Genomic DNA, 19,839 nt, shown 5'->3' on the forward strand with positions numbered 1-19,839 from the left:
CTAACGGTAATTCATTATGAAGATTTTACTGACCGGTGGTACCGGCCTGATTGGTTCGGCATTGGTAAATCAATGGCATGATCGGCATGAACTTATCGTATTGTCGCGTTCAGCAGCGAAGGTACAAAGCCAGTTTTCTGAGCGCGCGCAAGCTGTTACCTCGTTGTCTGAGGTAGATTTTAATACGCTTGATGCGGTGGTAAATCTGGCTGGCGAACCGATAGTTGGTAAACGCTGGTCTGACGCACAAAAACAAGTACTGTGCGATAGCCGCTGGCATATTACACAGCAATTGGTTGAGGCAATAAAAGCGGCACAAACACCGCCTAAGGTGCTGCTCAGCGGCTCTGCTATCGGTATTTACGGCCGGCAGCAAAGCCAGCTGATAAATGAAGATTTCAGCCATTTCCATGCTGAATTCTCACAGCATTTATGCCAGCACTGGGAAGAACTGGCATTAGCAGCTGCCGGCCCCTCTACGCGGGTTTGCCTGTTACGCACCGGTATCGTATTGGCCAATAACGGTGGTGCGCTGCAAAAAATGTTGCCACCTTTTAAAGCCGGATTAGGCGGCAGAATAGGCTCCGGTCAGCAGTTTATGTCGTGGATCCATATTAACGATATGCTGCGCCTGACCGATTTTTTACTGCAACACCCTACCCTGCATGGCGCTTTTAATGCCACCGCACCGCAGCCGGTGACTAATGCGCAGTTTAGTCAAACTCTGGCCAAAGTGCTGCACCGCCCGGCATTGTTGCCAATGCCGGCATTTGTGCTGCGTTTGATGTTCGGTGAAATGGCCGATTTACTGCTAACCGGCCAACGTGTTATTCCGGCTAATTTAATCAAAGCCGGTTTCGAGTTTCAATTTTCTGAACTGGAACCGGCACTCAGAGCGCTGCAGGCACACTAGCCCTGCAGCACTTTACGCATCAGTTGTGCACCAGGGATCTGTAATAAACGGCGTAGTTGCCACCAACCTAAAGCCGTAACCAATACCATCCCCATTACCGGCCCCATCCACCACAGGTTGTAGTGCAATTGAAACGGCAGCTCAAATACCCGCTGCTGTACGATCAACAGCATGGCTTCGGCCAAAATGGTTGCAAACAGGCCGGCCATAGCCCCCAGCAAGGTAAACTCCAGCAGCAAGGCATTGCGCAAAAACGGATACTGCGCGCCCAACGTACGTAATATTGCCAGCTCCTGCTCACGTTGCTCCAGAGTTGCCTGTACCTGGGCTACCAACACCAGGCCTGCTGCAAGACAAATGATCAGCAAAATAAAACTCAGCGCTATGGTAACCTGGGCAATAATATCGTTTACCTGATTAATAATATTATCTACGCTGATCACGCTTACCGTTGGCATCAGACGTGCCAACTGATTTAACAGCATAGTGCGCTCTGGCTCAAGGTAAAACGCTGTAATATAAGTAGCAGGAAACTCTGCCAACAGATCCGGGCTTAAAATCATATAAAAATTAGGCTGCAGGCTGTTCCAGTCTACTTTGCGAATGCTGCTGACTGTGGCACTGAGCTGCTGGCCACCAATTGAAAATGCAAGGGTATCGCCTAACTTTACATCCAGCCGCTGAGCAATTTCTTCTTCAACCGACACCTGAGCCTTATCAGTGTTAAGCCAATTTCCGGCCGTTACCTGGTTATTGTCCGGTAGCTCTGACAACCAGGTTAAATTTAACTCACGGCCGACGCCTACACGTTGCTCTGTGCGGTCTTCCTTCGTCGCCTCCTGTAACAGCTGCTCATCATTAATGGCAGTTAATCTGCCGCGCACCACCGGATAGTAGCGGCCCAACTGCAGATTATTCGCGGCTGCAAAGTCCTGCAACACCGTACGCTGTTGTTCTGTGATATTAACCAGGAACTGGTTAGGTGAGCCAGGCGGAATTTGTCGTTGCCACTGACCGATAAGCTCTGCCCGTAAAAAATACAGCAACAAGGCCAGAAAAATAGCGAGGCTGAAAGTGATAAGTTGAAAACTGTTCGCCCACAGCCGGCGGCGTAAATTTGCCAGCGCAAGGCGCCTGGCGCTGCTTTGTCCGGCCGCTACCGGTTTGGCAAACCGCACCAGCAAAGCTGCCCCGGCTAACAATATACCTGCAAATGCAGCGCAGAGTAAAAACAGGCCGATACTCAGTACCAGTTCACCACTGAACAACCACATCAGGCCCCAAATCGCCAGACTGCCAAACAGCAGCTGCAGCTTATCCAGTGGCAGATTAACCGCCGGCTGTTTTAATACTTCGATGGCAGCCGTATTTGCCAACCGCCACATTGGCCTGGCGGCAAATAATAATGCACAAACAAAACAGGTTAAACAGCCAAGCCATAACGGCCGCCAGCTGAAATCTGCGCGGTAATCGGCAAAATAAAAACCAATGCCCCAATGCACCGCCTCGATAGCTAATTGTCCGGCAAGCGCACCACACAATAAGCTGAACAGCACCACCAGCAATAAGTGACTGCCGTAAATTAACCGGATTTGCGCCCTGGTGGCGCCCAGTGCTTTGATAATGGCCACAGCCTGAGTGTGTCGCTGGCTATAACGTCCGGCCGCTACAGCAGCCGCACAAGCTGCCAACACTATGCCAAGCAAGCCGGCTAACAGTAAAAAGCGCTCAGCGCGCTCTAAAGCACCACCGATAGCCGACTCTCTGTCCATATCCTGCCAACGCTGATGCACTGTAAGCTGGGAGTTCATTTGCTGTTCAAAGCTATCCAGCGCAGCATTATTGCCGGCGAACAAATACCGGTAGCCAATACGGCTGCCCGGCTGCACAATTTGTGTGGCGGCAACATCAGCCAAATGCATGATTACCCTAGGCGCGCCGCCAAACACACTTAAGGGTGCATCCGGCTCATTGACAATGACCCCGGCCACGATAAAACGTGCGACACCAAGCTCAACGGTATCACCCACGCCGATATTAAGCAGATCAAATAACCGCGCCTCAAAATACAACTGGCCGGGTTCCGGTTGTACATCGTCACCTGTTGCCGGATTAGCGGAGCGCTTTAACTGCAAACTGCCACGCAACGGATAGCTGTCGCTAACTGCTTTTATCGTCGCCAGTTGCATAACGTCGCCGGCAAACAACATAGAATCGAACTGCATTTGTTGTGCGGTATTCAGGCCACTTTGCTGTGCAAGCTCAATCACTGCAGGGTCAAACGGCTGACTGGAGCGCAATACTTTATCGGCGGCATTAAATTGGGCGCTGCGCTGCATTAGTGCGCTTTTTACGCCTTCTGTAATGCCGCTTAAGCTGACCACTGAGCCGACTGCCAAAAACAGAGCAAAAGCGATAACCCACAGCTCACCGCGGCTTAACTCGCGCCAGAACAAGCGCCATGCAATACTAGCCCACATCAGCCATATCCTTTACGTCGTCGCTGACAAAACGTCCTGCTTGCATGCGTAGCTGACGCTGACACCGTGCTGCCAGATCGTTATTGTGCGTAACCAGAATAAGCGTTGTGCCCTGATCGCTGTTTAATTTAAATAATAAATCTTCTATTTTTTGACCGGTGGCCGCATCCAGGTTGGCGGAAGGCTCATCCGCAAACAACACTGCAGGGCTGGTAATAAAGGCTCTGGCAATGGCAACGCGTTGCTGTTCACCACCGGACAACTGTGCCGGATAAAAATCAGCCCGCTCTGCCAGGCCAACTTGCTGCAGCAACGCCAGACCGCGCTGTTTAGCCTGCTTATCTGCAGCCAATTCTGCCGGCAGGGTTACGTTTTCTAACGCCGTTAAACCGGGTAACAGCAAAAAAGACTGAAATACAAAACCAACATCACTGGCTCTGATCGCCGCACGCTGATCTTCCGTTAAATTGTGTAGTGCTTTGCCGGCCAGATAGACTTCACCGGACGTTGGTATATCTAACCCGGCCAGCAGGCTGAGCAATGTAGACTTACCAGAGCCTGACGCCCCCACTATCGCAACGGACTCACCACGATTGATCGTCAGGCTGATATCATGCAGGATAGTTAAGGAACCATCAGTGACTTTGACACTCTTAGCCAGCTTAGTCGCTTTTATATGAACTTCAGGTGCTTTTATCATGCGTATTATCTTACTTCTGTTAATTGGATTGTTCAGTCAGGCTGCTGTTGCTCAAAAGCTGCTTATTCTCGGCGACAGCTTAAGCGCAGCCTACGGCATGCAACAACATCAGGGTTGGCCACATTTATTACAACAGCAGCAGCAACAATGGCAACTTGTCAACGCCAGTATCAGTGGTGAAACCACAGCCGGCGGTTTAGCCAGGCTACCGGAATTACTGCGCCAACACAAGCCGGATGCGGTATTGATAGAACTGGGCGGCAACGACGGACTCAGAGGCTTCACGGTTAAATCTGTACAAGCCAACCTGAGCGAAATCATTACCTTAGTTAAGCAATATAATGCCACACCGGTACTGATGCAAATACGTATCCCACCGAACTATGGACCACGTTATGGCCAACAATTCAGTGATATCTATCCGCAACTGGCAGAACAGCACCAAATAACCCTGTGGCCATTTTTTATGGACGATATCGCAGTGAACAGCGAACTGATGCTGGCGGACGGCATACATCCGAATAGCGAAGCACAGCCGCTAATCAGCGAGTTTGTCGGAAAACTGTTAGAAGATTTTGCAACGCAACAGCAAAACACTCAAGGATGAGTGTGTTAACAAATGTGTAGTTGTAGTAGATAAAGTAAAGCGAAGTGGCGTCCCCTAGGGGATTCGAACCCCTGTTACCGCCGAGAAAGGGCGGTGACCTGGGCCTCTAGACGAAGGGGACACAGAAACAGAAGCAGCATAAATGATGAAGTGGCGTCCCCTAGGGGATTCGAACCCCTGTTACCGCCGTGAAAGGGCGGTGTCCTGGGCCTCTAGACGAAGGGGACACAGAAACAGATGCAGCATAAATGATGAAGTGGCGTCCCCTAGGGGATTCGAACCCCTGTTACCGCCGTGACAGGGCGGTGTCCTAGGCCTCTAGACGAAGGGGACGCACAGACATTCATTTTAAAAAGTACAGATTTATTGGCGTCCCCTAGGGGATTCGAACCCCTGTTACCGCCGTGACAGGGCGGTGTCCTAGGCCTCTAGACGAAGGGGACGCACAGACATTCATTTTAAAAAGTACAGATTTATTGGCGTCCCCTAGGGGATTCGAACCCCTGTTACCGCCGTGACAGGGCGGTGTCCTAGGCCTCTAGACGAAGGGGACGCAAAGACATTCATTTTAAAAAGTACAGATTTATTGGCGTCCCCTAGGGGATTCGAACCCCTGTTACCGCCGTGACAGGGCGGTGTCCTAGGCCTCTAGACGAAGGGGACGCACAGACATTCATTTTAAAAAGTACAGATATATTGGCGTCCCCTAGGGGATTCGAACCCCTGGTACCGCCGTGAAAGGGCGGTGTCCTAGGCCTCTAGACGAAGGGGACGCACTAAAAATCTTGGTGGAGCTAAGCGGGATCGAACCGCTGACCTCTTGCATGCCATGCAAGCGCTCTCCCAGCTGAGCTATAGCCCCACACTTTTGTGCTTTTCACTAACTTGCGTTAGCGCTGAACACGGGGCGCATTCTAGGGTGCCACCGAAAATGTGTCAACAGTTTTTTCTGCCAGCCGATCTGTTCGGCCATTTTTTAGGCGTGATGCTGAATTTATCAGCAAAAAATGCTGAAAAAGACTGGTTATATAACGGCTTAGCGGAAAAAAAACCTACTGCTGTAACCCCTGACCGGTAGCAAAATTAAAAAAACTATTCTTTGCGTTGCCAGCCGGCATCGTGTTCCGGGTTGTTTTTGTATAAACTGGTTACAACCTCAGGGTTAGAGCAAGTGTCAAACCGGTATCACAACAGGATGAGATATTATGTACGAAAAGTACTACGGGTTCAGGGAACGACCTTTTCAGCTTACACCAAACCATCAATGGTTCTATGCCAGTAAGCTACATAAACGTGCCCTCGCCTATCTGCAGTATGGCCTGTCTCAGGGCGAAGGTTTTATTGTTATTACCGGTGATGTCGGTACCGGTAAAACCACTATCGCCAATCAGTTACTGAGCCAGCTAAACCAGGATGAGATCATTGCCAAGCAAATCGTCACCTCTAAACTGGAGCCGGATGATCTGATCCGAATGATTGCTTCCTGCTTTAATCTGGTAGTAACAGACCATAGCAAAGCCAGTTACCTCGATGCGATATACAGCTATCTGAAACGTTTGCACGCCCAACACCGCAGAGCCCTGTTACTGGTCGATGAAGCGCAAAACCTGCCACTGGCGTCAATAGAAGAGCTGCGTATGCTGTCTAACTTTCAGTTAAACGGCAAACCGTTGCTGCAAAGTTTCTTGCTTGGACAAAACGAACTCAATGCCATCATACAAGCGCCGGATATGGAACAATTCCGCCAACGCATTATTGCCTCATCTAATTTATCCGCGTTTCAGTTAGACGATACCAAATCTTATATCCGCTATCGCCTGCATCAGGCCGGCGGTGATCTGCAGCTGCTGCAAGACGGCTGCTACGAGCTGATCCAACAGCAAAGTCGCGGTATTCCGCGTAAAATAAATACCATTATGGACCGGATCCTGTTGTTTGGTTATCTTGAAGAGTGTGCCGTAATAAGCGCCGACAACGTCAACACTGTACTGGAAGAAATATCGCAGGAAATTGCCAATCAGACTGCCGGCGCCGCTGCCACTTCCGCCCCGGCTTTGCCAGTACAAACAACGCAGAATCTGCGTGCCGAGCTGTCGCAAATGCTGGACAGCGAACTGGAGCAAAAAATAAAGATGGCAAAAGAGTTGGATGCATTACTGAAAAGACAACAGCAGCTACTGAGTAACCGTGATGGTAAAGATAATTAACAGTGCCCGAAGCCGGGTAAACTCAAAACTTGTGGCTGTAAGTTAACCAAACACGGTTTTCTTCAACATCAAAGCTATCTACTGTCGATTCACGTGTAAGTCGCCGCACACTGGCACTGACATTTGCATTGCCGTTCAGCTCACGGTTGACACCAAGCTCCAGTGAACTGTTGGAATCTCTGCGCTGTTCAGCACTGTAATCAACCTCATAATAACGGCCGTTCAACAATAACCGCATATGGGACGAAAGCTGCCAGGATGCCTGCATCGACAAGGTATCGCGTTCGTTAAGCCTGGCCGACTCTACGTATTCATCCTCGCTCCTGCTGGCCAGCGCACTTAAAGTCAGTCGATTTTTACTGTAACCTACTGTCAGCGCAGCAGAGCGGCGTTGAATAATCTGTTCGCTAAGCTCAAGTTCGACATCAAACAATTGGCGAAAAGACTCACCGGTACCCAGCTGATAATTATTTGTAGGTGGCCGGAAACACTCACTAATTTGTGTACTACCGTCAGGACAGACAAAAATACCCAAATCTTCAAATACCTCATCTAATGACGATAAGGTTTGTACCGAGTCTGTCAATGCCAGCCTGACCGATACAAAGCGCATATTGTAGCTTGCCTGCAAATTCGCTGTACGGCCAAAATAACGCCGGTCTAAATTGTACGACAAGGTAGTACGCCGGCTGGGAGCCAGAAAAATCTCGGTGCCAACATAAGTACCACTGGTATCGGCTTGAGAGGCATCGTTATTACCAGTGGTATAGCGGTTTTGCGTCACGTTAATGCGTGATGCTCTGCCAAACTGATATTCTAACCCTGCACCATAAGAGCGAAACTCATTGTTAAAATTACTGGTATTGTCATTCTGCTCATAACTACCACGACCAATCAATGATAAGCCCGGCGCCAAAGGCACACCACCACTGCCATTGGCATTTTTACTGACAAAGTCTCCTCTGGCATCGCGCTCAGTTTTACGATAACTGCCGTTAAACTGCCAGAACAAGGTAGATTGACGTTTTGCGCTACCCAACGCCAATGTCGTTGTGTAAGAGTCATTGTCAAAATCGCCTGAGCCATCATCAACCTCGGGAGCCTCAGAGCGCAACGTCCGGTACGACAAGTCTAACTGTGCATTGACATCTGCCGTTCTTAAAGTCGTAAAACCGAGATTTGCACCATAACTGGTTGTTTTTGATAAATTTTCAGAGCCGGTAATAATGTCTGAAAACACACCGTTTTGCGAGTTGCGCACCCGGTGATTGCCGGCGGCATTTAAACCGAAGCTAAGTCGCTTGTCATACGCCGTCGCCAGATTGCGCCAGCTGTATTCCGTCAGGCTTTTGTGTGAACGTTGTTCATCTTTATACCATACCGCTTCATTTTGCAGATAAAACGATGAGGACAGGTTATTACCGGTCACGCCGACATTCAGCGAAGGCGTAACCAATGCCGCCAGGCCTTTGTCCAGTCCGGCTGATTGCTCGTTATCCCGCAACCAATAGGCATAAGAACCGAATTCCAGTTCAGGTGTTATCTTTACGTCTGCCGCCATAGCCGATGCAGCAATCATCGGCACAGCAATAATGCCTGCAAGCATAGCGCTGGTGACAAAACGTTGTTTCACCACCCTAACCCGCACCGTAATAGTAGCCATAACCATAACCTTTACCCTGGTTGCGGTGTGCTTTATTAATCAGAAAACCGGTAGCGATATCTTTGGGCAGTAATGTTACCGCCTGTTCAATTTCAGCGATTTTAGTCCGGTTCTCTTCCAGTACCACAACTGCCTGGCCGCACATAGACGCCATAACTGCGGTTTCATTTACACCGAGTAACGGCGGTGCGTCGAAGATAACGATGCGGTCCGGGTAACGCGAGGCAAATTCGTTAGCCAACATCAGCATGCGCTCACTGGCCAGTAGCTCCGTAGACAAATGGTGTGGCCGGCCGGCGGTAATAATTTTCAACCGCTCAACATTAGTGCTGAGCATAATATCAGAGACCAGGATCTCATCTGACAGCAAATAATCGGTTAAACCAATATCGTATTTTATGTTCAGGCTTTTCGATACGCTTGGCCGCAATACATCACTGTCAACCAACAACACAGTTTTGTCTTGCTCCAGCGCTATACTCAATGCCAGATTAATAGCCGAAAAAGTTTTACCTTCACCGGGCCTGGAGCTGGTGACCAGAATAAGATTAGGATGTTTTAATGTGCTGCTTAATGCGCCAAAAGCGTTGTTGATCAGTTTGCGTTTAATAACGCGGTATTCTTCGTTAATTAAACGACGTTCACTGGACAATGACACAAAGTTCTTTTTCTCAAGCTCGGACAAATTCAGCTCAATAGAGGCTTTATACTGCGCCGGCTCAGCCGTTTCAGTTGCAGATGCGGCTGCAAGTGGTTCAGCGGCTTCAACAGCGATGTCCGGCTGTGGCCGTTGCTGGGCGCGTTCAACAGTGCTTAACGGTTTACTGTCCGACTGCTGTACTTGTTTGTTAATGGCTTTTTCAATAATACTCACCGGATAACCCTCAATAACAACTCAGCCGAACGACCAAACAACACTTCGTTACTTAACAAAGCAATATAACAGAGCAACAAGCCACCACTGAGCATGGCAAAATAAACAAAATGCATTCTGACCTGTTTTAAGATGGTGTATTTATCCGTGTGTGATACCACACCAAACACCGGAAAATCGGTGATGCTTTGCAACTGCGAGGCCCGGGTTAACACCGGCGATATTAAACTACGTAAAAATGCTAAACATATCCCCAGCGCAATACCAACAAACAGCACCAGCGTATAAAACAAGCCGCGGTTAGGCCCTGACGGCGTAAGCGGCACTCTGGGCGGTTCAATTACATTAAACTGCACATCCTGCTCAGAGGCGTCGGCTCTGCGGGATAACTCTGCAGACTCTCGTCGGGACAGCAAAGCTTCATATTTGGATTTAGTAATATCGTAGTCGCGATTCAACCCGGTAAATTCGGCTTCTATCTCCGGAATTAAGTTGAGCTTACTTTCTAATTCAACGACATTATCTTCATATGCCTTGACCCGCACCTTGGTTGACGCTACTTCCGTTTCCAGCCTGGAGACACTGATCCGCAGTTCCTGATACACCGCATTCTGATTAAGATTGACATTCTGTCCCGGGTTCTCAGAAGAGATCTGCGCCAGAGTTTCCAGTTCTGCATCACGGTCAGTTTCCAGTTGTGCCAACAGACGTTTGGTCTCCAGTACATCCGGATGAAACTCGGTATAACGGATTAACAAGTTGTCCAGTTGTGACTGCAGATTTTTAATACGCTCGTCAAACTGAGTTGCGGGGCGGTTAGCGCTGCCGGTAAAAGGCATAACACCAAACACCGGCTCTTCGCCGGCTAACTGACTTTTGGCTGAGCTTAATCTTGTTTCCAACTCGCGCAATGCCAGTCTGGCTTCCTCCAGCCGGCTTTTTTCACTGCTGATTTGACTGTAATAATCACTTTGATTGCCGGGCAGCATGTTCATGCGTTGCTTTTTAAAGTCCGATAAACGAATTTCGGCCTCCATCAGGCGCCGTTCATAATCAGCAATCTGGTTGTTAAGAAAGCGCTCCGCCGTTTGTGAGTCAGCGCGGCTTGAACCAAGCTGGCCCTCAACAAAGTTATTTAACGTTTCCTGCACCACCTTTAGCGCCATTTGCGGCTGCGGATTACTGTAGGAAATAACGTAAATATTTTCGCGACCGGATGCCGATATCTTAATTTGGCTTTGTAAGCCGTCAATTAAAGCCTCAAAGGCTTTGTCGTCTTTTGCCTGAATATCCAAATCAGTGGCACGGGCGATTTTTTCCAAATTCGGCCGGCTTAGTAAGGTTCTGGCCATCAGCTTTATTTCGTCATCGCTGTTAGTACGCAGCGCCAGCCCTTGCAACAAGGGTTGCAACACGGTGCTGGTTTCGACGTACAGCTTGGCGTTTGCCTCAAAGGTGGGCGGCATATTGTAGACATAAAACCAACCGGCCGGACAAATTAACCAAGCGGTAATCACTACATATCGCCGGCGCAACCACACACCCTGTACATAGGTGTATACCTGCTCAATGGCCTGTTGTAACTCTCTCATGTATCACTCCCTGAACCTACGCAGTGAACCCTTACTGCTGATTGTTGCTATTTAAAACCATGCTTCCGGTATGATGATAATATCGCCCGGTAAGATATCAACATTGGCGCTGATTTCCCCTTCCCGAATAAGATTATCAAGCTGTAAATCAAATGTCCTTTGCTGACCGTCTTTTACCCTAACCAATTTAGCTGCGTTGCCGTCAGCAAACTCGGTTAAGCCGCCTACCGCAATCATCAAGTCCAGCAACGTCATATACTCACGATAACTTATTGCCTGAGGATTAGACGCCGCACCTATAACGCGGACCTGCTCGCTGTATGGGCCTACAAAGCCGGTCATCGACACCGTGACCACAGGATCACGAATGTACTTACTTAATATGGCTTCCATGTCCCGCGCCAGCTGCGTTGGCGTTTTACCACTGACAGGGACATCCTCAACCAGCGAAGTGGTAATTTTGCCATCCGGCCTGACAATGAAGCCCCCTGACAATTCCGGGTTGCGCCAAACGAAAATAGAAACAGAATCACCCGGACCTATCAGGTACTGGTAATTGTCGACAGAGGTAGTGAGGGAGTTTTGCACTGTTGCCGGCGGTAACGGATTAACCGAGCAACCGGCTAAAAACAGACTTAAAATCAATGCTAAACCGCAATATCCTTTCGCAGATGACGCCATCATAGTACTGGTCCTTTTACTGATGCCCTGACAATATAACTTAAAAATTTACGCTTGTGCGGCAAAAAAAGAAAATATAATTTCTGTTTTGCCGTAGAAATAGTATAATTACTGAGCTAAATTTTGCAGATGGATATGCAATACAGGTCTGCAACAGCCTAAACGCAATGGATGCACAAGGATGTCGTTATGAGTATAGCAAGTCGTTATGGACGAAATACGATTGCAGATAAGCTCTTTCTCTTGGGTGAGTTAGTACTGTTAGCTCTCTCCAGTATGTTGGCCAGTTATATCTACAGTTTTTATTCTTCCCCTGTTCCTCTCGATCACCGCCTGATAAACGCTTTGTTGTTTACAGCCTCTGTTATGCTGTGTGCGCTTTCAGTTGGCTTATATGACCAAAAGCTGCGTGAAAGCCAGAAAGGCATAATCAAGCGTGTTGTTATTACCTTAGCCTTTAACGCCATTCTGCTCGAATTTATCGTGTTTCAGCTGTTTTCAGCTTTGCATATCGGCACGGTATATCTGGCTATGGCCTCTGCAATTGCCGCCTTTTTGCTGTCCTGTTTCAGGGCGTTTTTTCATTACCATGACATTACCCGTATCAGCAGACGACGGATCTTAATCTTAGGTGCCGGTGAGCGGGCGTCTATTATCGAGCGTCGCATGCGGCGTAATGTCGACAAACGTAATTTTGAAATTGTCGGTTTTACGCCGATAGAAGGTGACAAAAACGCCGCTATTCCGGAGCATCGTTTAATCCGGTTTGATTATCAAAATGATCTGTTCCAATTTGTCACTGAAAATAACATCGATCAGTTAGTGATTGCCTGTGATGAACGCCGCAATATGCTGCCGGTAGAGCACTTGTTTAAGTGTAAAACCCGCGGCATTGATGTAATCGAGATACTTGATTTTATTGAGCGGGAAACCGGCCAGATTGCAGTTAACCTGATTTACCCCAGTTGGGTGATCTACGCCAACGGCCTCGATTTAAATCAACGTTTTAAAACCAATCTTGATTATAAACTTAACCTGGTCCTTGCCGTGCTGTTGTTAACGGTAACCTGGCCTATTATGTTGATTACCGCGTTAATGATTTATCTGGAAGATGGCCGCAAAACCGGCGCACCAATTTTTTACCGCCAATTACGGGTAGGTTTTGATGGTAAGCCTTTTTATATCCTCAAATTCCGCAGTATGCGACATGACGCAGAAAAAAACGGTGCACGCTGGGCGACTACCAATGACGACAGAGTGACCCGAGTTGGTCGTATTATCCGCAAGTACCGTATAGATGAATTGCCACAATTGATGAATGTGCTGGCCGGTGAAATGGGTTTTGTGGGCCCGCGTCCGGAGCGTCCCGAGTTTGTCCACCAATTGGTTAAAGATATCCCCTATTACAACCAACGCCACAATGTGAAGCCCGGGTTAACCGGTTGGGCTCAACTTAAATATCCCTATGGTTCAAGTGCAGAAGACGCACAGGAAAAACTTAAATTTGACCTGTACTATATCAAGCACCGCAGCCTGTTCCTCGATTTAATGATCTTAATCAGAACGGTGGAAATAGTGCTGTTTGGTAAAGGGCGTTAATGCAGATGACATTACCCGCAGTAAGAAGTAATGCCCTGACAGTCGACGTAGAAGATTATTTTCATGTAGCGGCATTTGATACCACTGTCTCTTCAGACAATTGGGCTAAATTGCCGCAACGGGTGGAACGCAATACCGAAAGGCTATTGGAGCAATTTGACCACAGTCAGGCTAAAGCGACATTTTTTATTCTGGGCTGGGTTGCCGAGCGTTATCCGCAACTGGTGCAGAAAATACATGCCGCTGGCCATGAAGTAGCCAGCCACGGCTACAATCATGCTAAAGCCTCAGTGCAAACTGCAGCAGAATTTGCCACAGATATAAGCCGGGCTAAGGCCTTACTGGAAGACATTACCGGTAGTGCCGTTACCGGCTACCGGGCACCCAGCTTTTCCATCGGTAAAAGTAACGAATGGGCCTTCGATGCGCTGGCTGAGGCAGGTTATCTGTACAGTTCAAGCACCTACCCGGTAGTACACGATTTATACGGCACCCCGGACTGGCCACAGCAACCTTACAAAAGGCCGGAAGGCATTTGGGAGTGCCCGATGCCGGTATTAAATAAAGCCGGTAAGCAATGGCCGGTAGCCGGTGGCGGTTACTTCCGGCTTATGCCTTATTGGCTGAGTAAAAAATGTATCGACAGCTACTTACAGCAAAGCACGGCTCCTTATATGTTTTATTTTCATCCGTGGGAAATTGACCCGCAGCAACCGCGGTTTAACGCTGCGCCATTAAAATCACGCTTACGCCACTATACTAACTTGCACCGGATGAGTGCGAAGCTGGACCGGCTGCTGCATGATTATCAGTGGCGCACGGTACGGGAAGTTTATCAGGCGTATTTTGTTTAACTAAAGGGAAGCTAATGTATCAATTGAATACATTGTCGCTCATGGACGAGCAAGCGGTGGCATGGGATAAGTTTGTCAACGCCTGTGACGACGCGACTTTTTTTCATTTATCCGGCTGGCAGCAGGTTATTACCGCTACCGGTCATCGCTGTTATTACCTTTATGCCACACAACACAACCGGATAGTTGGTGTGCTGCCGCTGGCCAGAGTAAAAAGTTTATTATTCGGCGATGCACTGGTCTCTACCCCATTCTGTGTCTATGGCGGTGCTTTAGGCGAGCCGGATGTGAGGCGCTTTTTAGAACAAGCTGCTGTGGAATTGGCCACTTCCCTTAATGTGCACCATTTGGAGTTGCGTTATAAAACCGCGCAGCAGAATAACTTTACCACCCGCAGCCAACATGCCTGCTTTGCGTCAGCTCTGGCCGACACACCGGAGCAAATATTGGCCAATATTAAAAAGAAACAGCGGGCTGTCATCCGCCAGGCGTTGAATGAGCCGCTGAATTTCACTCTGGACAGCAATAGCGACGACTTTTATCAAACCTATTCCGAAAGTGTCCGAAACCTGGGCACTCCGGTATTCAGCAAAGCTTTTTTCCGCAAAATCAGTGAGGTATTTCCTCAGCACACCGAAATCCTCACAGTAAGACGACAACACAAAGCGGTGTCATCAGTATTAAGTTTTTACTTTAAAAATGAAGTCTTGCCTTACTACGGCGGCGGCACCGCCGATGCCAAGCTATTAAAAAGCAATGACTACATGTATTACCAATTAATGTGTCACGCGCGGATGGACAAAGCCTGCAACAGCTATGATTTCGGCCGCAGTAAACTTGACTCCGGCGCTTACCATTACAAGCGACACTGGGGTATGCAGCCGGTAGAGTTGCCCTATCAGTACCACCTGGTTAAAGCTGCGGCTTTGCCGGACATCAGCCCGAATAACCCTAAGTATCAGCTGTTTATTAAGCTGTGGCAACACCTGCCGCTGGCTGCCAGCCAATGGCTGGGGCCTAAACTTTCACGCTATCTGGGATAACGGTATGCCTGTAACGCCGCAAGATAATGCGCCAACCAAAGCATACGTTAACCATCATTACGCCGGTTTATCAGCGCTGTTGCTGCTATGGTTAATCTGCTTTTGGTCTACGTTAAGCTCAATGGTAGAAATCTGGCAACGCTCCGACACCTTTGCCCATGGCTTTCTGATTTTTCCTATCAGCGCTTATCTGATTTGGCAAAAGCGCCGGCATATTGCCGCCACGGCACTGAGCAGCTCGTTAGTTGCAGCCCTGCCGCTGTCCATGTTATTGCTGGCGTGGTTTTTTGCCGATGCCGTCAACGTCAATGTGGTAAAGCAATTGGCTGTAGTACTGATGCTGCCGATACTGGTTTGGTTATGCTGCGGTCGTCAATTGCTCAGCCTGTTAATCTTTCCTCTGGCTTACCTGATTTTTGCCGTGCCAATGGGTGATGCTCTGGTGGCACCAATGCAATTAATCACCGCCGATATCACTGTGGCGGCGCTGCGTTTGGCAAATATTCCTGTGTACCGCGAAGGTTTGTATTTAAGCACGCCAACCGGCTTATTTCTGGTAGCAGAGGCCTGCTCAGGGGTACGTTATCTGATAGCGTCTTTCGCTCTGGGGACATTGTATGCCTACCTTAATTACCGTAGCTGGTACAAACAGCTGGCTTTTTGTCTGGCGTCGATATTGGTGCCAATCCTTGCCAACGGCATCAGAGCTTTCGGTATCGTGTTAATTGCTCACCTGACAGACATGAAACATGCTGTCGGTGTTGACCATCTGATCTACGGCTGGCTGTTTTTCGGCGTAATTATTTTTCTGATGTTTTATATCGGCAGTTTTTGGGCTGATCGGGCTCCCGCCACGCCGGAAACAGTCAGCACTGTGCGCACCGGCTCGCCCTTGCTGCATGCCACTTTGGCAGCTTTGTTACTGTCACTGCCTTTTACTGCCGGCTATTTGCGGCCGGCGCTGACCGCAGCCCCGGTATACAACCTGCAAGTACTGCAAAATGGTCTGACTGCGGTACCGGCCGATATAAACCAACCACAGTTTATCGACAGCTCAGCATCGCTGTCCGGCAAATGGCGGCATAATCAGCAAGACATCTGGTTTTACAGCGCTTTTTATCAACATGTTGATAATGCTAAGTTAGTAAGCTGGCACAACCAGCCTTACCAGCGCGCACACTGGACACCGGCCGGCCAGCAACGACAATGGCTCGACTTAGCGGATCAGCAACTACAGGTGCAGGAGTTTGACTTACGCGCTAATGACGGCAGCCGCAAACTATTGTGGTATTGGTATGGCAGTGGTGACTATTTTTCTGCTAACCCTTATCTTATTACTGTGGCTCAAGCGCTGGGAAAGGTATTCCATATCAGTCAGCATGGCAGCTTTTATGCGCTTAGTATCAATTATGTCAGCGACGTGGCCGATGCCAGACAACAATTGCAATTGCAGTTACAGCAGCAATTGCCGCTGATAAAACAAGCTAATAACATCAACGCACAGCATACCGTACTCACGGCTCTGGATAGCCGGCCATGACAGCTGAGGTCAAAGTTGCCGGCATGGCCGTTAGCAATACCACACAGCGGCTGCATATCTGCCATATTGTCTGGAGTTTTCGCACCGGCGGGCTGGAAAATGGTGTGGTTAACCTGATTAACCAATTAGACAGGCAGTTATTCCGGCACAGCATTATTTGCCTGACCGACTACGACGCCGGCTTTTTTCAGCGCATCAGCCATGACGATGTCGCCATTTATACGCTGAATAAGAACCCGGGCCATGATATCGGTTCATTCCTGCGCTGTTACCGGTTATTACGCCGCTTAAAGCCCGATATCTGCCACAGCCGCAATATTGCCGCGCTGGAGTACCAATTCAGCGCAATGCTGGCCGCAGTACCTTACCGGGTCCATGGCGAACATGGCTGGGATATCAAGGATTTAGCCGGAGTTAACCGTAAATATATCTGGCTTAAGCGCCTGTTTAAACCGCTGATCCACCAGTATGTCAGCCTGTCGCAGGAGAATCTGCGCTACCTGCAACAACGCATTAAGGTTGCTCCGGCCAAACTGAATTTAATTTGCAACGGTGTCGACACAAACAAGTTTACCCCGGCCGCGGCCGACAGCGCCCTGCCTGACTTTTTACACACCGGCCAACGGCTTATTTTTGTCAGTGTCGGACGCATGGTGCCGGTAAAAAACCATCCGTTGTTGGTTAACGCCTATACAGAGCTTTGCCTTGAAAATAAGCAATTCTCAACCGCTACCGCGCTGGTGATTATTGGCGAGGGTGAATATCGCCAAACACTGTGGCAGCAGCTGCAGCAAGCCGGATTAGCGCAGCAATGCTGGTTACCGGGTAACCGCGATGATGTGGCTGCCATTTTGCCAGGCTGCTCAGTGTTTGTTTTACCCTCATTGGCTGAAGGCATTTCCAATACCGTGCTTGAGGCCATGGCCAGCGGCCTGCCGGTAATCGCCACCGCCGTTGGCGGCAATCCGGATTTAATCCGTCATGGCGATAATGGCTGGTTGGTGCCGTCGGACGATCTACCGGCGCTAAAACAGCAGATGCTGCATTGTTATCAACAACCGGCACAATTGACTGCAGCAGCATCCGCCGCACGCAGAGCAGCAGAACAACAGTTTAGTATTACGTCTATGGTTAGCCGTTATCAGGCGCTGTACCAGAAAGCTTTAACACCAGAGGAAGGTTAACACTATGTGCGGTATCGCCGGCATTTTACACCTGCAGGATAATGAGCAGGTTGACAGCAACATCCTGACCAGGATGAATACCATACAGTCTCACCGCGGACCGGATGCGGATGGCTTCCATTATGAAGCCGGACTGGGGTTGGCCCATCGCCGCCTGTCTATTATTGACATCGCCGGCAGCCATCAACCCTTGTTTAACGAAACCGGCGATGTCGCCGTGGTGTTTAATGGTGAAATATATAACTTTGCCGAACTCACCACCGAACTGACCGCCAAAGGCCATGTTTTTGCCACGCACGGTGACACCGAGACCATAGTGCATGCCTGGGAAGAATGGGGCGTAGACTGCGTTCAGCATTTTCGCGGCATGTTTGCGTTCGCCATTTGGGATCGCAATAAACAACAATTGTTTCTTGCCCGCGACCGTTTAGGTATTAAACCGCTGTTTTACGCATTATTACCGGGCAATAAGTTACTGTTCGGCTCAGAATTAAAAGTGATCACCGCTCACCCGCAATTTAATAAGGCGCTGTATTACCCGGGTATCGAGCAGTATTTCACTTTTGGCTATATCGCCGAACCGAATACTATTTATGCTAATGCCTTTAAGCTCAACCCAGGCCACTATTTATTGCTGGATAAACGACAACCACAGACAATACAGCAACAACAGTACTGGGATGTCGACTTTTCAGCACCGGCGCTTTCCGCCACAGAGGTGCAGGAGCAACTGCTCCCCCGGCTGAAAGAAGCAGTAGATATCCGCTTAATTGCCGAGGTACCACTGGGTGCCTTTTTATCCGGCGGCGTAGACTCCAGTGCCATCGTGGCGCTGATGGCACAATTACAGCAGGACAAAGCGGTTAATACCTGCTCTATCGGTTTTGATGATAAGCGCTTTGATGAAAGCGATTATGCCAATAAGGTAGCAAGCCAATACCATACTAATCACCGCACCGGGTTGGTTGACGGCAATGATTTCTCGCTGGTGGACAAACTGGCCGGGCTTTACGATGAACCCTATGCCGACAGCTCTGCCATTCCAACTTACAGAGTATGCCAACTTGCCAGGCAGCACGTTACCGTAGCCTTATCCGGTGATGGCGGCGATGAATTGTTTGCCGGTTATCGCCGTTACCGTTTTCAGTTACATGAAGAAAAAATGCGCGCCATGCTGCCGGCAACGTTACGGCGTAACCTGTTTGGCCCGCTGGGGCGTATTTATCCGAAACTGGACTGGGCACCGCGCTTTGTCAGAGCAAAAACCACCTTTCAGTCGCTGGCAAACTCAGCGTTGGCCGGTTATTGCGATACGGTGTCGATAATGCGGCCGCAAGCGCGGGCACAGTTATTCTCACCGCTGCTAAAACAACAGCTGGCCGGTTATCAGGCTACCGAAGTATTTCAACGTCATGCCGCCAGGGCTAACACCGATGATGCACTGAAACTGGTGCAATATCTGGATATGAAAACCTACCTGCCGGGCGACATTCTGACCAAAGTCGACCGTGCCAGCATGGCGCATTCATTGGAAGTCCGCGTGCCTATTCTCGATCATCGCTACGTTGAATGGGCCAGCAGGATCCCGTCAGCCATGAATATTCAACAGCAGCAAGGCAAAGCGGCTTTTAAACAAGCGCTGGAGCCTCATCTGCCGCACGACATTTTGTATCGCAAAAAAATGGGCTTTGCCGTGCCGGTAGCCGCCTGGTTCAGGGGGCCACTGCGCGAGGCTCTGCAACAAGCGCTGTGCAGCGAAGCTCTGGCTGATTCCGGTTTGTTTAATCAGGCATATATTCAGCAGCTGTATCAGCAGCATCAAAGCGGTCAGCACGATCACAGCTCCGCACTCTGGAGCTTGCTGATGTTCTCGCATTTTTACCGGCAACAGATGGGGTAAGC

15 protein-coding genes and 8 tRNA genes are annotated in these 19,839 nt (G+C 49.2%); 9 read left to right on the top strand and 14 right to left on the bottom strand.

Features of this window, described 5'->3' with window-relative positions:
• Positions 1-16 precede the first annotated feature (16 nt).
• Entirely contained in the window at positions 17-913 is an 897-nt protein-coding gene (locus HRH59_RS05300) for a TIGR01777 family oxidoreductase (RefSeq protein WP_173500239.1), read from the top strand.
• Here the strand turns inward: HRH59_RS05300 and HRH59_RS05305 are convergent.
• Both HRH59_RS05305 and HRH59_RS05310 read right to left on the bottom strand, forming a co-directional pair.
• Positions 910-3,393, bottom strand: coding sequence for an ABC transporter permease (locus HRH59_RS05305; protein WP_173500240.1), 2,484 nt, complete (start codon positions 3,391-3,393; stop codon positions 910-912). The genes HRH59_RS05300 and HRH59_RS05305 overlap by 4 nt on opposite strands.
• Positions 3,383-4,093 carry an ABC transporter ATP-binding protein gene (locus tag HRH59_RS05310; protein ID WP_173500241.1) on the bottom strand — a complete coding sequence of 237 codons (711 nt, stop codon included), beginning with the start codon at positions 4,091-4,093 and terminating at the stop codon, positions 3,383-3,385. The genes HRH59_RS05305 and HRH59_RS05310 overlap by 11 nt, the downstream gene beginning before the upstream one ends.
• Between HRH59_RS05310 and HRH59_RS05315 the strand changes: the two genes are divergently transcribed.
• Positions 4,092-4,700: an arylesterase gene (locus HRH59_RS05315; protein WP_173500242.1), complete on the top strand. Its 609-nt coding sequence runs from the start codon at positions 4,092-4,094 to the stop codon at positions 4,698-4,700. The two genes, HRH59_RS05310 and HRH59_RS05315, sit on opposite strands and share 2 nt — an antisense overlap.
• Before the next feature lie 45 nt (positions 4,701-4,745).
• Here HRH59_RS05315 and HRH59_RS05320 read toward each other — a convergent pair.
• The 8 genes from HRH59_RS05320 to HRH59_RS05355 all read right to left on the bottom strand — a co-directional run bounded on the left by HRH59_RS05320 (position 4,746) and on the right by HRH59_RS05355 (position 5,562).
• A tRNA-Glu gene (locus HRH59_RS05320) sits at positions 4,746-4,821 on the bottom strand.
• Between the two features lie 30 nt (positions 4,822-4,851).
• Positions 4,852-4,927: transfer RNA gene (locus HRH59_RS05325), tRNA-Glu, on the bottom strand.
• A gap of 30 nt (positions 4,928-4,957) precedes the next feature.
• Positions 4,958-5,033: transfer RNA gene (locus HRH59_RS05330), tRNA-Asp, on the bottom strand.
• A gap of 34 nt (positions 5,034-5,067) precedes the next feature.
• Positions 5,068-5,143 (bottom strand) — tRNA-Asp (locus HRH59_RS05335).
• A gap of 34 nt (positions 5,144-5,177) precedes the next feature.
• Positions 5,178-5,253, bottom strand: a tRNA-Asp gene (locus HRH59_RS05340).
• Positions 5,254-5,287: 34 nt separating this feature from the next.
• Positions 5,288-5,363 (bottom strand) — tRNA-Asp (locus HRH59_RS05345).
• 34 nt (positions 5,364-5,397) lie between these two features.
• Positions 5,398-5,473 (bottom strand) — tRNA-Glu (locus tag HRH59_RS05350).
• A gap of 13 nt (positions 5,474-5,486) precedes the next feature.
• A tRNA-Ala gene (locus HRH59_RS05355) sits at positions 5,487-5,562 on the bottom strand.
• Positions 5,563-5,905: 343 nt separating this feature from the next.
• Between HRH59_RS05355 and HRH59_RS05360 the strand changes: the two genes are divergently transcribed.
• Positions 5,906-6,907 (top strand): ExeA family protein, encoded by a 1,002-nt coding sequence (locus HRH59_RS05360; RefSeq protein ID WP_173500243.1) that lies wholly within the window; start codon positions 5,906-5,908, stop codon positions 6,905-6,907.
• A gap of 22 nt (positions 6,908-6,929) precedes the next feature.
• Here HRH59_RS05360 and HRH59_RS05365 read toward each other — a convergent pair whose 3' ends face one another.
• Genes HRH59_RS05365 through HRH59_RS05380 form a run of 4 tightly spaced genes read right to left on the bottom strand, consistent with a single transcriptional unit; the run spans position 6,930 to position 11,720 of the window.
• Positions 6,930-8,570: a TIGR03016 family PEP-CTERM system-associated outer membrane protein gene (locus HRH59_RS05365; RefSeq protein WP_173500244.1), complete on the bottom strand. Its 1,641-nt coding sequence runs from the start codon at positions 8,568-8,570 to the stop codon at positions 6,930-6,932.
• Positions 8,545-9,444 (bottom strand): XrtA-associated tyrosine autokinase, encoded by a 900-nt coding sequence (locus HRH59_RS05370; protein ID WP_173500245.1) that lies wholly within the window; start codon positions 9,442-9,444, stop codon positions 8,545-8,547. Before HRH59_RS05370 ends, HRH59_RS05365 begins: the two co-directional genes overlap by 26 nt.
• Positions 9,441-11,036, bottom strand: coding sequence for an XrtA system polysaccharide chain length determinant (locus HRH59_RS05375; RefSeq protein ID WP_173500246.1), 1,596 nt, complete (start codon positions 11,034-11,036; stop codon positions 9,441-9,443). The genes HRH59_RS05370 and HRH59_RS05375 overlap by 4 nt, the downstream gene beginning before the upstream one ends.
• A 51-nt stretch (positions 11,037-11,087) precedes the next feature.
• Positions 11,088-11,720 (bottom strand): XrtA/PEP-CTERM system exopolysaccharide export protein, encoded by a 633-nt coding sequence (locus tag HRH59_RS05380; RefSeq protein WP_173500247.1) that lies wholly within the window; start codon positions 11,718-11,720, stop codon positions 11,088-11,090.
• Between the two features lie 186 nt (positions 11,721-11,906).
• Here HRH59_RS05380 and HRH59_RS05385 point away from each other — a divergent pair, with 186 nt between their 5' ends.
• From HRH59_RS05385 to HRH59_RS05410, 6 genes are read left to right on the top strand one after another with little or no spacing between them, the layout of a single operon-like run.
• The gene (locus HRH59_RS05385) at positions 11,907-13,316 is read left to right on the top strand and encodes a TIGR03013 family XrtA/PEP-CTERM system glycosyltransferase (protein WP_173500248.1); all 1,410 of its coding nucleotides are present in this window, start codon (positions 11,907-11,909) and stop codon (positions 13,314-13,316) included.
• 5 nt (positions 13,317-13,321) lie between these two features.
• A complete protein-coding gene (locus tag HRH59_RS05390) occupies positions 13,322-14,170 on the top strand; it encodes an XrtA system polysaccharide deacetylase (RefSeq protein ID WP_173500249.1) in 849 nt (282 codons plus the stop codon).
• A 14-nt stretch (positions 14,171-14,184) separates the two neighbouring features.
• Positions 14,185-15,213 carry a FemAB family XrtA/PEP-CTERM system-associated protein gene (locus HRH59_RS05395; RefSeq protein ID WP_173500250.1) on the top strand — a complete coding sequence of 343 codons (1,029 nt, stop codon included), beginning with the start codon at positions 14,185-14,187 and terminating at the stop codon, positions 15,211-15,213.
• Between the two features lie 4 nt (positions 15,214-15,217).
• Positions 15,218-16,753, top strand: coding sequence for an exosortase A (xrtA, locus tag HRH59_RS05400; protein ID WP_173500251.1), 1,536 nt, complete (start codon positions 15,218-15,220; stop codon positions 16,751-16,753).
• Positions 16,750-17,937, top strand: a complete 1,188-nt coding sequence (locus HRH59_RS05405; protein WP_231702403.1) for a TIGR03088 family PEP-CTERM/XrtA system glycosyltransferase — start codon at positions 16,750-16,752, stop codon at positions 17,935-17,937. The genes xrtA and HRH59_RS05405 overlap by 4 nt, the downstream gene beginning before the upstream one ends.
• A gap of 4 nt (positions 17,938-17,941) precedes the next feature.
• Entirely contained in the window at positions 17,942-19,837 is a 1,896-nt protein-coding gene (locus HRH59_RS05410; RefSeq protein ID WP_173500252.1) for an XrtA/PEP-CTERM system amidotransferase, read from the top strand.
• Positions 19,838-19,839 lie beyond the last annotated feature (2 nt).

The sequence above is a fragment of the Rheinheimera lutimaris genome, from assembly GCF_013283795.1.
Taxonomy (GTDB): Bacteria; Pseudomonadota; Gammaproteobacteria; order Enterobacterales; family Alteromonadaceae; genus Alishewanella; species Alishewanella lutimaris.

What these genes read in the sequence shown, in the direction of transcription:
- HRH59_RS05410 (WP_173500252.1), top strand. Translation starts at nt 17,942, where the DNA reads ATGTGCGGTATCGCCGGCATTTTACACCTGCAGGATAATGAGCAGGTT.
- HRH59_RS05405 (WP_231702403.1), top strand. Translation starts at nt 16,750, where the DNA reads ATGACAGCTGAGGTCAAAGTTGCCGGCATGGCCGTTAGCAATACCACA.
- HRH59_RS05395 (WP_173500250.1), top strand. Translation starts at nt 14,185, where the DNA reads ATGTATCAATTGAATACATTGTCGCTCATGGACGAGCAAGCGGTGGCA.
- HRH59_RS05360 (WP_173500243.1), top strand. Translation starts at nt 5,906, where the DNA reads ATGTACGAAAAGTACTACGGGTTCAGGGAACGACCTTTTCAGCTTACA.
- HRH59_RS05380 (WP_173500247.1), bottom strand. Translation starts at nt 11,720, where the DNA reads ATGATGGCGTCATCTGCGAAAGGATATTGCGGTTTAGCATTGATTTTA.
- HRH59_RS05315 (WP_173500242.1), top strand. Translation starts at nt 4,092, where the DNA reads ATGCGTATTATCTTACTTCTGTTAATTGGATTGTTCAGTCAGGCTGCT.
- HRH59_RS05300 (WP_173500239.1), top strand. Translation starts at nt 17, where the DNA reads ATGAAGATTTTACTGACCGGTGGTACCGGCCTGATTGGTTCGGCATTG.
- xrtA (WP_173500251.1), top strand. Translation starts at nt 15,218, where the DNA reads ATGCCTGTAACGCCGCAAGATAATGCGCCAACCAAAGCATACGTTAAC.
- HRH59_RS05365 (WP_173500244.1), bottom strand. Translation starts at nt 8,570, where the DNA reads ATGGCTACTATTACGGTGCGGGTTAGGGTGGTGAAACAACGTTTTGTC.
- HRH59_RS05385 (WP_173500248.1), top strand. Translation starts at nt 11,907, where the DNA reads ATGAGTATAGCAAGTCGTTATGGACGAAATACGATTGCAGATAAGCTC.
- HRH59_RS05390 (WP_173500249.1), top strand. Translation starts at nt 13,322, where the DNA reads ATGACATTACCCGCAGTAAGAAGTAATGCCCTGACAGTCGACGTAGAA.
- HRH59_RS05310 (WP_173500241.1), bottom strand. Translation starts at nt 4,093, where the DNA reads ATGATAAAAGCACCTGAAGTTCATATAAAAGCGACTAAGCTGGCTAAG.
- HRH59_RS05375 (WP_173500246.1), bottom strand. Translation starts at nt 11,036, where the DNA reads ATGAGAGAGTTACAACAGGCCATTGAGCAGGTATACACCTATGTACAG.
- HRH59_RS05305 (WP_173500240.1), bottom strand. Translation starts at nt 3,393, where the DNA reads ATGTGGGCTAGTATTGCATGGCGCTTGTTCTGGCGCGAGTTAAGCCGC.